The sequence below is a fragment of the Amycolatopsis sp. NPDC104775 genome (genome assembly GCF_055583325.1).
Genome location: NZ_JBVJOE010000001.1, coordinates 117,602 through 131,035, shown reverse-complemented (window position 1 = coordinate 131,035; position 13,434 = coordinate 117,602). Strand labels below are relative to the sequence as shown.

Below are 13,434 nucleotides of genomic sequence, written 5' to 3'. Positions count from 1 at the left end.
ATCGGCTACATGATCGATCTGCGCCGCCTCCACGTGCTGCGCGCGGTGGACCATTACGGCACCGTGACCGCCGCGGCGCGGGCGCTGCATTTCACGCCGTCCGCGGCGTCCCAGCAGATCCGTCAGCTGGGCCGGGAACTCGGGGTCGTGCTGCTCGAACCGCGGGGCCGCCGGGTGCGGCTCACCCCGGCGGCGCAACGGCTTCTGGCGCACGCGGACGACATCCAGGCGCGCTGGGAACTGGCCGAACTGGACCTGCGCTCCGACGGCGGCGAACCGGCCGGGCCGCTGCGCCTGGCCGGTTTCCCGGTCGCGGTCGCCGCGCTGCTCGCCCCGGCCGCCGCGGCGCTCGTCGCGCGTCATCCCCGGCTGGTCCCGAGAATCAGCGAGGCCGAGGCCGCCGACTGCTTCGACCGGCTGTTCGACGGCGACATCGACCTCGCTGTCGTGGAAGCGGCCCCGGACGAGCCGCCGCGCGAGCAGGCCCGGTTCGAGCAGCGGCCATTGCTCGACGATCCGTTCGATCTGGTGGTCGCGGCCGACCATCGGCTCGCCGGGCGCGACCAGGTGGATCTCGCCGAAACCGCCGGAGAGCCGTGGATCGTGCCCAGCGAGACGTGCACCTGCCGCACGCACGTCCTGTCCGCCTGCGGTGCGGCCGGATTCACGCCGGACGTCGCCCACGACTCGCTGAACTGGAACGCCACCTTCGCCCTGGTCGCCCACGGGCTCGGGGTCGCGCTGGTGCCCCGGACGGCGCGGGCTCCGGCGAACGCCGCCGTGGTCCGGCTGCCGTGCGCGGGCGAGCCGCGGCGGAAAATCCTCACCGTCACGCGGCCGGGCGGTCGCACCAGTCCGGCGATCGCGGCGGCGATCAGCGAACTGGAGAGCCTCGTTCCGGCGCTGGTCGCCGTCTAGTCAGGACCAGGTGACCAGAAGCTCGTGCACGCCGTAGATGTTCATGTTGGTGCGCAACGGCACGTCCTCGGCCGGGACCGCGAGCCGCAGGTCGGGGAAGCGGCGGAACAGGCCTTCGAATCCGGCGCGCATCTCGATGCGGGCGAGCTGCTGTCCGAGGCACTGGTGGATGCCGTGCCCGAACGCGACCTGTCCGCGGACCTTGCGGTGCAGGTCGATCGTGTCGGGGTTCTCGAAGTGGCGCGGGTCGCGGTTGGCGGCGAGCAGCGAGACGACGACGGTGGAGCCGGCCGGAATCGTTTCGCCGCCGAGTTCGACGTCTTCGGTCGCGTAGCGGTAGAAGATGTCGGCGACCGACAGGTAGCGCATGAGTTCTTCCACCGCGTTGGGGAACAGGGCCGGGTCGGCGCGCAGTTCGGCCAGTTGCGCGGGGTTTTCCAGCAGCGCGAAGGCTCCCAGCGACAGCATGTTCGCGGTGGTTTCATGCCCGGCCAGCAACAGCAGGAACGCCATGCCGGTCAGTTCTTCGACGCTGAGGTCCTCGTCGCGGGCGAGGTCGGAGAGGATGTCTTCGCCGGGTTCGGCGCGCTTGTCCGTGCACAGCTGGCCGAGGTAGCCCATCATCGCGCCGAAGGCGGCCATCTTGTCTTCGAGGTTGACGTCCCGCTCCATGAACTTCGACGAGTTCGCCTGGAAGGTCTCGCGGTCGGCGTAGGGAACGCCGAGCAGTTCGCAGATCACCAGCGACGGCACCGGAAGCGCGAACTCCCGCACGAGGTCGACCGGCGCCGAGAGCTGCGCGAGCGCGTCCAATTGCTGTTCGGTGATCGCGACGATGCCTTCTTCGAGCTGCTTCATCCGCTTGACCGTGAACGCGCCGGTGAGCTTGCGCCGCAACCGGGTGTGGTCGGGGGCGTCCATGCTGATGAACAGGCCGGGGATCTGCGGCGACGGCTCGGTGGCGACCGGCATTCCCGGCGTCTCGTACGGCACGTGGATCACGCCCAGGTCGCCGCGGCTGCTGAACCGGGCGTCGGACATGACCTGGCGGACCGCCTCGTATCCGGTGACCAGCCAGCCCTCGTGGCCGTCCGGGAAGAGCATCGGGCTGACCGGGCGGGTCTCGCGCAGCGCGGTGATCGCGGCGGGCGGGTCGAACGGGCCGGCGTCGCGGTCCATCGGCAGGCCCTGGACCGGGGAAAGCTGCTGGCTCATCGGGAAATCCTCTCGTGGTGGCTTGATGTCACCACGATCTCCGGGAGCCCAGACACCGGGCCGTCACGGCGCTGACACGGGATCAGGCCCGCGTCAGCGGCACCGTGACCAGTTCGGTCCACTGGCCCGCGGCACCCTCCCGTTCGGCCTGGTCGAAGGCTTCCTCGCTGAGGTGGCCGCGCGCCTCCTGCTCGATGCGCGGCACGTCCGGATTGGACAGGTCTTTCCGGCCGAGCACCCGCGCGCTCGCTGCCAGCAGACGTGCGGCGTGGTCGTACTGTGCGCGCCGCAGGGCCAGATCGGCGACTCCGACGATCGCCTGCGCGATCTCTGGTGCGCGTCCGGTTTCCTCCGCCGCACGACAGGCCGCGGCGCGGTGTTCGCGCGCCTCGTCGAGATCGGCGGCGAACCAGGCGTACAGGTCGTGCTTCGCGGCCCGCAGATGCGGTTGATGTGCTTCTTCGCCCAGCAAATTCATCGCGACCTCGAACTGGTCGAAGGCTTCCTGCGCGTCGCTCTTCCACCGCGCCAGTTCCGCTCGGACCAGGGCGAGCGAGGCCAACGTTCCCGGCCACGTGACGCCCTCGGCGAGCCGTTCCGCCTCGGCGACCGCGGCGGCGCTGGCGTCCTTGTCTCCCGCGAGCCAGTGCAGCCGGGCCTGGCGCATGCGCAGCTGGACGACGTCGTCCAGCGCGCCGAGTTCGGCGACGACGGCGATCGCCTGTTCGAAGTGCTCGCAGGCCTCGGCGAATTCGCCGCGCACGGCCAGGCATCCGGCCAGTTCGGTCTGCGCGAACGAAATGCCGAACCGTTCGCCGAGCACGCGGAACTCGACCAGGGATTCGTCGAACCAGGATTCGCAGTCCTGGCCCAGCATCATCCGCAGCTTGCCGATGTGCAGCCGGGACAGCGCCCGCACCCACGGGTCCTCGTCGTCCAGCAGCGACTCCCAGGCCGGCAGCAGCGCGTCCGGGTCGCCCAGCATCATTTCCAGCGGTACCACCAGACGGAGCGCGGCATGGGAGTGCCTGCTGTGCTTGCCGAATTCGTACGCCTTGTGGATCCACTCCGCGGCGTTCGGCATGTCGCCGGGGCCGGAGGTGAGGAACATCGAGGTCAGCGCGTACACCACGGCCTTGGTCCCGTCGGGCACCTCGCCGGGCGTCTCGATCGCCGCGGTGATCAGCTCCATGCCCTCGGCCTTGCGGCCCACGAGCCACCAGTACCAGGCGCAGGCGGCCGCGAGCCGCATCGCCGCGTGCGCGTCGCCGTCCGCGAGCGCGCCGCGCATCGCCGAGACGAGATTGTCGTGTTCCGCGTTGAGGACGGCGAGCCATTCGAGCTGCTCGCCGCGGCGCAGGCGAGGTTCGGCGGTCTCGGCCAGCCCGGTGAAGTACGCGAGATGCGCCTGCCGGGCGAGGTCGGTCTCCCCGGCCTCAGCGAGCCGTGCCGCGCTGTACTCCTTGATCGTGCCGAGCATCCGGTACCGCGGCGTGCCGTCGCCGGACGCGACGAGCAGCGATTTGTCGCTCAGCGCGGCGAGCACGTCCAGCACCTCGTACTCGTCGGCCAGCTCTCCGGCGCAGATCCGTTGCGCCGCTTCCAGGCTCGCGCCGCCGGCGAACACCGAAAGTCTCCTCAGCACGAGCCGTTCGGCGTCGCTGAGCAGTTCCCAGCTCCAGTCGACCATCGCGCGAAGCGTCCGGTGCCGGGGCAGCGCGGTGCGGCTCCCGCCGGTCAGCAGCCGGAACCGGTCGTCGAGGCGGTCGGCGAGCTGGTCGGCGGACATCGTGCGGAGCCGGACCGCGGCCAGTTCGATCGCGAGCGGCATCCCGTCCAGCGCGGTGCAGATCCGGGCCAGCGTCCGGTCGTCGGCGACGTCCGGACGTCGCGTCGTGGCCCGGTCCCGCAGCAGCTGGACCGCTTCGGCGGGCGCGAGCGGTTCGACCGGCCACAGCGCCTCGCCGGTGATCCCGAGCGGTTCCCGGCTCGTCGCGAGAATCCGCAGTCCCCGGCACTCGCCGAGCAGCCGGTGCGCGAGGGCGGCCGCGGACTCGATGACGTGCTCGCAGTTGTCCAGCACCAGCACCATTTCGCGGTCGCGGATCGCCGAGACCAGCCGGTCGAGCGGATCCGCGGCGGACGCGTCGCCGAGCAGCGCGTCGCGCAGGCCGAGCCCGGACAGCGCGGCCTGCGCGACGTCGTCGCCGGTGCCGACCGCGGCCAGCTCCACCAGCCACGCGCTGTGGCGCAGGCCGTCGACCACCGTGCGGGCGGTTTCGGTCGCCAGCCTGGTCTTTCCCGAGCCGCCGGGGCCGGTCAGGGTGGTGAGCCGGTGGCGCGACACCAGGTCGCGGACCGCGGCGACGTCCGCCGTTTTCCCGACGTAGCTGGTGAACTCGGCGCGCAGGTTGGTCTTGCGGCTCTCCTCGCGCCGGCCCACCTCGCCCCGCAGCAAGGCGACGTGCAACGCGGACAGTTCGGGCGACGGGTCGGCGCCCAGCTCGTCGGCCAGCGTCTCCCGGAGGCGCTGAAACGCTTGCAGCGCCTCAGTGTTGCGGCCGGCGGCGGCGAGCGCGCGCATCAGGGCGCCGACGAGCTTTTCCCGCACCGGGTGCGCGGCCACCAGATCGGTCAGTTCCGCGACGAGGTCCGCGCCGCCGCCGAGGTCGATCTCGGCTTCGAACCGGTCTTCCAGCGCGGCCAGGCGCAGGGTTTCCAGCCGGGTGGCCGCCGCCTCGAACGCCTCGCTGTCCGGCAAGCCGACGTCCTGCATGGCCGGGCCGCGCCACAACTCCAGCGCTTCGCGCAGCCGCCCAGGCCCGCGGTCTTCCCGGGCCTGGGCGACGAGCCGCTCGAAGCGGACGGCGTCGACCGCGTCCGCGTCGATCGCCAGCCGATAGCCGTCGGTCAGCCCTTCGACCACGGCTCCCGGCAGCGCCTTGCGCAGCCGGGAAACCAAGCGTTGCAAGGCGTTCGCGGCGTCGGCCGGCGGGTGCTCGCCCCAGATCCAATCGATCAGCGTCGCCTTCGGGACGACCTGGCCCGGCCGGAGCGCGAGGGCGACGAGCAGTCCGCGCAGCCGCGCGCCCGGAACATCGGCCACGTCGCCGTCGCGAACTTCGAACGGGCCCAGGATCTTGATGTGCACCCGCCCGATCCTGCCATCCGATCGAGTGGTCAGGCGGCGGAATAGAGCACGATGTCGTCGAGCCGCGTGCGGGCGTGGACCTTGAGCGTCACGTCCGCGCTGTCCGGAGTGCCGAGGCTGCTGCGCACGACGCCCTTCGTGCTCTTCGCGTCCACGTCGGCGGCGATGCCCGCGCTGACGCCGACCTCGATCCCTCCGGCCGCGTTCGACAGCTCCACCTGGCCGCGCGTGACCCGCCCGATCCGGATCGGGCAGCGAGCCGCCTTGGCGACGACGTTCCCGTCCGCCGTGCCGATGTCGAAGCGGCCGTTCGCACCGCCGAGGTCGACGTCGGAGCGGGCGTGGCCGATCCAGACCTCGCCGCCGGTGCCCTGGTACCGGATCTCGCCGCCGGCCTCGCCGATCCGCAGGCCCGCCGAGGCGCCCTCGACGACCGCTTCCCCGGCGACGTGGCCGACCACGAGGCCGCCCGCGCCGAGGTTGCCGCGCAGCGCGGCGACCCGGTCGAGCCGGACCTGGCCCGAGCCGATGCTGACCTCGCAGTCGCCGAGCGCCCCGTCCGCCTGAACCTCGGTCCAGGCCGTGTTCAGGACCAGCTTGGACCCGGCGGGCAGCTCGATCGCGATGTCGACGGAGCCGGTCTGGCGGCCGGATTTGGCCGTCTTGACCGCGAGCACGCCGTCGGCGAACTCGACCTTGGTCTTCTCGGCGACCTTCACGTCGGTGGAGTCGGCCGCGTCGACGGGCTGGACCCGCACGACGGTTTCGGTGCGCTCGCCCGCGGTGATCCGGACGCGGGCGCCGGCGGTGGTGAGGGCGGCGGTGATGGGGCTGGGGGTGGTGAAGGTGGACATTTCCGGTTCTCCCTGGCTGGCTTGGTGGTTCGTGGTGACCACATTCGCCTGCTGGGCGGACACGGGGCTGTCACGGCTCAGACGCGGGTCGCCCGCCCGTGTCAGTACGTGGGCGGGCGACCTGCGAACGGTGCCTCGTCTTGCCGGATTTGCTTGTGCCGCGGCGAAAACCCGCTGCGCGGGCGGCGAGCAGGGCCCGGCGGGTCAGAAGGTGGTGAGGACGGGTGCGCTGGCGCCGCGGTTCCAGGTGATGGTGCCGTGCTGGAAGCGCTGGGTCCAGCCGGTGCTGGTGGTTTGCTCGTCGGTGGTGGGGAAGCCGAAACGGCCTTGTTCCCAGCCGTTCTGGCGCCAGGTCTGCCGGATAGAGCCCTGGACGGCGTGCGCCTGCCCGGTTTGCTCGCTGTAGTAGATCGAGGCGTTGGCGGGGCCGTTCGGGTCGCCGAAGGCGGCGTCGGTGGGCTGGCCGAAATGCACGTAGGACCCGGCGCCGTTGGGGCCCTGGGGATTGGGGGTGGGGGAGAGCCCGGTGAGCGGGTGGGGGAACCAGGTCTCGCGGCCGAGCGCGATCCATTTGTCCCAGACCGGTCCGTAGAGTGCGCGTGCGTCGTCGCCCGGGCCGGCTTCGGGGGTCCAGTAGACGGATCCGCCGTTGCCGCCGCCGGCGGCGGGGTTGCCGGTGAAGTCGGCGTGCATGACCTCGCCGCCGAGGGCCTGGCTGGTGGCCGGATAGCCCAGCGGCCCGGCTGGCCCGCCGGTTTTCAGGTAGCGGGAGTAGAGCGGGCCGTAGATCGCGTGCGCGCCGCCGGCGGCGGTGTAGTAGATCGCGCCGTACTCGTATTGCTGGATCCAGCCGAGGCGTTCGGGGATTTCGGCGGCGGCCGGGTTGGCGCGCTGCACGTGGCCGTAGGCGCTGCCGAGGAAGAACTCGGCCGCTTCGTCGGCCGCCAGCCGTTGCCGTTCGGCGGTGACCGCGGCGTAGCCTTTCGCGGTGGCGGCGCTGATCAGCCGCAGCGCGGACGCGGCGGTGCCTTCCTTGCCCGCCCCGACCGAGGTCCAGCCGCCCAGGTCGATGTCGACCGCGCCCGCCTTCCCCGCGTCGTCGATGAGCGTGACGGTGATCGGGTGGGCGGCGTCGCCGGACAGCAGGTAGGCACCGGGCACGTCCACCGCGTATTCCCCGAAGTCGTCCGGGATTTCGAAGCACACCGGCCGGCCGTCGCCCGCCGAGGACTTCACCCGCACCACGTCGGTCCGCCCGGCGCAGCTCACCGGCTCCAGCGGCACCGGGTCCGCGGCCGCCGCCACACCCGGCAGGCTCAGCCCCGCCAGGACGCACGCGGCGACCACGCCGATCCGAGACACGCGCACCATCGATTCCCCCTCGTCGAAACATCAGTCTGAACCGGCGTGCCCGAAACCGTGCACCGCGCACGGCGGGATCTCCACAACGCCGGTACGGCATCCTAAACCGGGCAAAACAGCTGAAGCGCGGAAGATGCCATTCGTTACTTTCCGGACAAGCATTTTCTGCTCGATGGTCATGATCGGATAATCGCCAACAGCGGCAAAAGTCTTGTCTCGCAGCATGTCCCGAGCGTCGGGTGTGACGCCCGTTACAAACCGGAGTGCTCCACTTGTCTCGATGCTTACGATTCGTCCCGTCCCGTCCGGTACCGGGGGCCGGAAATCGCTTTGACAACGGCGTGCTCGACGGAAATCGGCGCGGCGTTTCTTTTTCATGCGCGAAATCTGCGCGCGTGTTTCCGAGGGGGATGGGCAAGTGCGGACATCAGGGACGGCTCGTGCCGGGCGCGGGGGCGCTGCGGCGCGGGTGGTGGCGGGCGTGCTGGCGCTGGCGGTGACGGCGGGCTTGACGGGCGCGCCCGCGGCGTCCGCGGATCCCGTTCCCGTCGCCGCGCCGGTCGCGTCGGACCGGGAACAGGTGCTCGCGGTGTGGCGGGACGGCGGACCGGCGGTGCGCGCCGCCGCCGGAGCGGCGCTGACCGGCACGGACGCGCAGCTGAGGGCGTTCCTGGAAACGGGACAGGCAGCAGCGGACGCTCAGGACGCGCGAGCGCAGGTGGAGCAGATCGCCGCCGGGGGCGGCGCGGCGGTGCGCGAAGACGCGGCGAGAGCCCTGGCGGGCTCGGCGCAGGATCTCAAGACGTTCCTGGACTCCGGGTGGCGGGGCGGGTATCTGCGCGATCTGCGCGGCCAGGTGGACCAGATCCGCGCGGGGGCCGCGGAAGGCACTGAGGTCCGCCGCCGCGCCGAGGCCGCTCTTTCCCAGGACACCGTGGAGGCGCTGCGGCGATTCCTGGACACCGACCGGACCGTCGGCGAGAACATCGACGTGGACATGCGCGTCGCCCGGTTGCTGGATGCCGCTCCGAAGGGATCCGCGGTCTACCAGGCGATCCAGGTGGCATTGGACGGGACACCGGAGGAAGAGCGGGAGTTCCTCGACTTCGGGTACGCGCTCGCGGTCGCGCGCGACAACGAGCTGCTGTCGGTGCGGACTCTGGCTGAACAGGCCCAGTGGGCGCGGCAGCAGGCCGCCGAGCAGACCGCGGTGGCGAAGGACTCGTCCGCCCGCGCGGTCAAGCTCGCCGACGCGGCCGCCTGGGCCGCTGAGCAGGCCGGGTGGGCTTCCGGGAACGTGGAGCACCAGGCGGGGCAGGCCGCCGCCGACGCGGCTCGCGCCGCGGATCTGGCCGGCCGGGCCGCGCAGGCGACCCAGCAGGCCGTGGCTTCGTCGCGGGCCGCGGCGACCGCCGCGCGCACTGCGGTTTCGGCGGCTTCGCGCGCCGCGGCTGCCGCGGCAGTCGCTTCCCGCGCGGCAGGGAAGGCCGCCCGCGCGGCGGCTGCTGCGGCGGGAGACGCGCGCAAGGCCGCCGACGCTCGCGCCGCCGCCACCGCCGCCCGCGACGCTGCGGCCGGAGCCCGCACCTCCGCCGAGGCTGGGCGGGCCGCTGGCGACGCGGCGATCCAGGCGGGCATCGCCGCGTCTGCCGCAGCCGGAGCCGGGGAGAAGGCCGCAGCAGCGGCAGCCGCGTCGGCGAATGCCGCCCGCGCGGCCGGGACCGCGAACGCGCATTACCGGCAAGCGGTGCGGGCCGCGGCTCGCGCGCAGGCCGAGGCCGTCCACGCCCGGGCGGCGGCCAACACCGCCACGAATCTGGCCGGGCAGGCGAACTACGCCGCCCAGGAGGCGGCCAACACCGCCGACAGCGCGGCGGGCTTCGCCGAAGCGGCCGCGACGCAGGCCGATGACGCGGCCGCGCACGCCCGTGATGCGGCCGAAGCAGCGCAGGCCACCGTGACCGCTGCCCAGGCCGCCACCACCGCCTCGGACAACGCCCGCGCCGCCGCGGACAAAGCCCAGGCCATCGCCGACAAGGCACGTGAGGCCGAGGCGGCCCTGGTGGCCGCCGCGCACCAGCACAAGCTCGCCCTCGCCCGCGCGGCGGCAGAGCAGCCCGACGCCGAGCACCCGGACGACCCCGCCACCGACACCCCCTCCGCCGGGCCCGAAACCCGCCGCTGGGACTCCGACACGCAGAAGCTGATCACCGCGGCCCGCGACCCGCACGCCACCCAGGCGGCGCGGGCGGGCTTGGTCCGCCAGGCCGCGCTGCGGCTGGCCGAGAACCCCGGAACCGGCCCCTGGACCCGGTCGGTCGCCGAAACCGCTCTCGGCGGCACCGACGCCGAGGCCGAACTGGTCGCCTGGGCCGGGCTCGACGCCGCCGCCGAAGCCGACGACCGGGACCGGATCGCGATGCTCGCCGACCCCGGCAACGTCGTTTCCGACGCTGGCGACCCCGGCAAGCTCCGGGCGGCAGCGGCGAGCGCGGCGGCCGGGACGATCGAACAGATCCGCAGCTTCCTCGCCGATCCCGCCTATCCCGGCCGTGACACCGACGACCAGAACGCCGTCCGGGCCGTGCTGGACACCGCCCGCGCCGCGGGACAGCAGGCGCTCGCCGACGCCGCGACCGCCGCGCTCGCCGGGAACGCGGCCGACGTGCGGGCCCTGCTCGCCCGCACCCAGGCCTACCGGGAGGAACGCGACGACATCCTCGCGGTAGGCCGCATCCAGGCCCAGGCGCGCACCGACAAACAGCAGAACCTCGGCGACGCCGCCGAGGAAGCCCTCGCCGGTCCCGCGGCCGGAGTCCGGGACTTCCTCGACCGCGGCCAGCACCTCGCCCTCGCGAAGGACAAGGTCACCGCCGCGCACATCGCGAGCGTCGAGCACTTCCTCACTCTCGCCCGCGAAGCGGCGGCACTCGCCGCAGGCGACGCCGCCGACGCCTGGAACGCCGTCCCCGCCGCACTGGCCGCCGCCAACAAGGCGGCGGAACAAGCCCAGCGCGCCCGCGGCTACGCCGACCAGGCCGCCGGATTCACCGCCCAGGCCCGCGCCGCCGCCCAGCGCGCCGCCGATTCCGCCAACCAGGCCGCGGAATCCTCCCGGAAGGCCCGAGCCGCCGCCGACCAAGCCAACAATTCCCAGACCACCGCCACCGCGGCGGCCCAGCGCGCCTACCGCTACGCGGCCACCGCACGTGTTTCCGCGCAGCAGGCCGCTCTTTCCGCTTCGCGCGCCGCCATCTCGGCAGCCGACGCTGCCCACGATGCCGCCGAAGCCCGTGACGCCGCTGACGCCGCCTACCGCATCTACTACGCGAAGGTCGCCGCCGAAGTCCGGCTCAACCGAGCCAACCCCGAGGAACACACCACCGACGGCAGCGCGGCCGACGACCTCGCACAGCCCGCGCTCGGGCACGACCTGTCCGACGAACGCTACGAAGCCCTGCGCGGGCTCGGGTACACCGGCTCCCGCCGCTTCACCTGGCAGGAAGCCCTCGACTTCGCCTCCCGCGGCCCTTGGCCCCAGGCCGAAGTCTGCTACGCCCTCGGCGGCACTGCCGACGAATGCCGTCCCGACGGTCCTCTGGGCGGTTTCGCGGGCCTCATTTACGACATTTTCCTCTCCGACATCAAAGCCTGCGCTCTGATGGACGCCAAAGCCTGCACCATGATGGCCGCGGGCGCCGCCGGCCGCGGGGCCAAGATCATCCGCGAAGCGGGCAAGATCGGCGAAGGAGCCGCCCGCGTCACCCTCCCCAAAATCGGCGAGAAACCGCGGAAGGTCGTCAACACCGACGTGCGGCACCTCGGCGACGACGAGCGATGGCGCCGCGGCGGCTTCCCGGACGAGAAAACGGCACGGGAAGCGGTGCAGGGCCTCGGAAAGTCGATCGAAGGCAACGGATTCCCCGCCGGGACCATCGCGGACAGTTCCCGCGTCGACCGCCTGCTGGTGCCGCTGAACGACAAGACCTACGCTGTCTACCAGATCAAGCCGAACGGCAACGCCGTCTTCAAAACCATCCTGATCAAGCGAGGCTAAGTGACCGCAGGGCAGACGAAGCCTCCGCCGGCCGCCTTCTGGCGGTTCGGCTCCGACGGCGAACGCCGCGTCGTGCGCGACGTGCTGTACCGCCGGTTCCCGCGCTTGACGAGCCTGCTCGCCGACAGTTTCGCCCGGGTGCTCGGCGGCGACGTCGCGCACCCGGGAAACCCCGGCGGCGGCAACGACGTCGTCCTCGAGACGATCGTCCTTCTCGCCGAGGTCAACGGGAATCTCGGCCGCGTGCCCGCCGGACGGCTGCCCGACCTCGTCAGCGAGGCCATGGCCCGCAGTCTCGGCCACGCGGCCGAACCCGGCGCCGTGCGGGAGGCGGCCAGGATGATCGGCGCCGCGGCGGAGGCCGTCGACTGGGAAGCCCTCGCCTGGGCCGCGACTGATTACGACGGAGGAGCGCTCCCGGAGGACATGCGCCCGCGCAGCGCCCCGTTCTGGGCGTTGCTGAACACGCCGGAGGAATACGCGGCGGCGAAGGCGGTGCTGGACCGGCAGTTCCCGCGGACTGTCGCGGTCTTGTCGCAGTGCCTGGAACAGGCCGACCTCCAGGATCTCGTCTATCCCGGCCAGACCCCGGAGTATTCCGACCTCGTGCGCGAGACGCTGGTGCTGCTGGCCGACGTGCGAGCCGACCTCGGCCAGGTGTCCCCGGAACGGCTCGGGCACGTCTTGCGCGAGGCTGACGCGCGATGTTTCGGCGAACCGGCCGAGGAGCATCGGGTCCTTCGCGCGGTCGACCTCATCCTCGCCGAGCACGCTGCGGTTCAGGGCGGGTGACCGAAGGCCGCGACCGCCCGAGGCGCGCCTCTTTCGCGGGGTCCCTCCGATCGCACGACCGGCGTAACTGCGTGCACTGGTCGCCGTCTCCGCGGCTGGACTGAAACCGCTGCACGAAAGACATTCGGTGCCATGGCCGAGGCACGATCGCCTGGCCAATTCCCCGCTCCTCGGTTCCGGTTCAGCTTCCTGTGGGGGAGCGGATCGGATGGCGGACCAACGTCGTGCCCTCTGCGGTATGAGAACGACTGGCCGGGCTGGGAAAGCCACGGAGGTGGACGGTGCGTCCGCTTGCCGCCGGTCTCGCGATCCCCGGCGAGGGGGTCTGCAGCTGAGGCCGGAGCCGGGCCACCCGGTGCCGGGAGACCGGCCCGCGTCCGGTCTTCGGATGCCCGGTCGCGCCGCGCGGCCTCAAGCGGGTTCCGCCGGGACGCTCAGGACAGCTGCCCGTCGTAGTCCGGGAGCTTGAAGCCTTTCTCGTAGTTGCCGCCGGTGAAGTCGCCGGGCCGGTTGCCGACATTGGCGATGATCGTGTAGCCCGCGGCGGCGTATTCCTTGCGGCAGCGCTGTTTCGTGTCGGTCGCGTGCTGTTCGCCGCGCTTGCGCACGCATACCTGGTCCACGCTGTACCCGACGTCGGTCAGCGCGCGCTTGGCCTCCGACGCGTCGCTGCGGTAGCTGGCGACGAGCACGCTCACGCCGAGTTTCTTGGCGTGCTGCGCGAAATTCAGCACGTCCTGGGTCGCTTCCCCGGGCCGGTAGTAGGTTTCGAGGGCGGTGTTGTCGATATCGGTGACGATGGCGAGCTTCGAGCCGCCCTTGGCGACCCGGTCGTCGAGGTAGCCGAGGCCGCCGGACATGGCCTCGCGGACGTCGGAGAGCCAGGTTTGGTAGCTCGGCACTCCGCTCGCCGAGGCCGGTGCGGCGGCTCCCGTCGCGACGGTGGCGCAGGCCAGCGCGACCGCGGCGAGGCGGCCGGTCACGTGATTCCGCATGATTCTCCCTTGTCGGTGAAGGAAACTTCGAAGCCGGTGGGAATGCTACGGAGACGGCGGGCGGGCTGAACCCGGCGAAAGTCGTTAACA

The 13,434-nt window shown here is 72.2% G+C and carries 9 protein-coding genes; 3 read left to right on the top strand and 6 right to left on the bottom strand.

All coding sequences use genetic code 11. The annotated features are described in order from the left end of the window. Nucleotides 1-9 precede the first annotated feature (9 nt). A complete protein-coding gene (locus tag ACZ63D_RS00520; protein ID WP_465352139.1) occupies nucleotides 10-918 on the top strand; it encodes a LysR family transcriptional regulator in 909 nt (302 codons plus the stop codon). Here the strand turns inward: ACZ63D_RS00520 and ACZ63D_RS00515 are convergent, their stop codons facing one another. From ACZ63D_RS00515 to ACZ63D_RS00495, 5 genes are all read right to left on the bottom strand, one after another. Then, nucleotides 919-2,133: a cytochrome P450 gene (locus ACZ63D_RS00515; RefSeq protein ID WP_465352138.1), complete on the bottom strand. Its 1,215-nt coding sequence runs from the start codon at nucleotides 2,131-2,133 to the stop codon at nucleotides 919-921. 82 nt (nucleotides 2,134-2,215) lie between these two features. Next, nucleotides 2,216-5,284, bottom strand: a complete 3,069-nt coding sequence (locus ACZ63D_RS00510) for an AfsR/SARP family transcriptional regulator (RefSeq protein ID WP_465352137.1) — start codon at nucleotides 5,282-5,284, stop codon at nucleotides 2,216-2,218. Between the two features lie 29 nt (nucleotides 5,285-5,313). Continuing rightward, nucleotides 5,314-6,138: a DUF4097 family beta strand repeat-containing protein gene (locus ACZ63D_RS00505; RefSeq protein ID WP_465352136.1), complete on the bottom strand. Its 825-nt coding sequence runs from the start codon at nucleotides 6,136-6,138 to the stop codon at nucleotides 5,314-5,316. A 204-nt stretch (nucleotides 6,139-6,342) separates the two neighbouring features. After that, the gene (locus ACZ63D_RS00500; RefSeq protein ID WP_465352135.1) at nucleotides 6,343-7,509 is read right to left on the bottom strand and encodes an LGFP repeat-containing protein; all 1,167 of its coding nucleotides are present in this window, start codon (nucleotides 7,507-7,509) and stop codon (nucleotides 6,343-6,345) included. Nucleotides 7,510-7,530: 21 nt separating this feature from the next. After that, nucleotides 7,531-7,725 (bottom strand): hypothetical protein, encoded by a 195-nt coding sequence (locus ACZ63D_RS00495; protein WP_465352134.1) that lies wholly within the window; start codon nucleotides 7,723-7,725, stop codon nucleotides 7,531-7,533. A 193-nt stretch (nucleotides 7,726-7,918) separates the two neighbouring features. Between ACZ63D_RS00495 and ACZ63D_RS00490 the strand changes: the two genes are divergently transcribed. Both ACZ63D_RS00490 and ACZ63D_RS00485 read left to right on the top strand, forming a co-directional pair. Beyond that, nucleotides 7,919-11,557: an ALF repeat-containing protein gene (locus ACZ63D_RS00490; RefSeq protein WP_465352133.1), complete on the top strand. Its 3,639-nt coding sequence runs from the start codon at nucleotides 7,919-7,921 to the stop codon at nucleotides 11,555-11,557. Further along, nucleotides 11,558-12,349: a hypothetical protein gene (locus tag ACZ63D_RS00485; RefSeq protein ID WP_465352132.1), complete on the top strand. Its 792-nt coding sequence runs from the start codon at nucleotides 11,558-11,560 to the stop codon at nucleotides 12,347-12,349. Nucleotides 12,350-12,783: 434 nt separating this feature from the next. On the opposite strand, the gene ACZ63D_RS00480 is transcribed toward ACZ63D_RS00485, so the two are convergent. Then, nucleotides 12,784-13,344 carry an HAD family acid phosphatase gene (locus tag ACZ63D_RS00480; RefSeq protein WP_465352131.1) on the bottom strand — a complete coding sequence of 187 codons (561 nt, stop codon included), beginning with the start codon at nucleotides 13,342-13,344 and terminating at the stop codon, nucleotides 12,784-12,786. Nucleotides 13,345-13,434 lie beyond the last annotated feature (90 nt).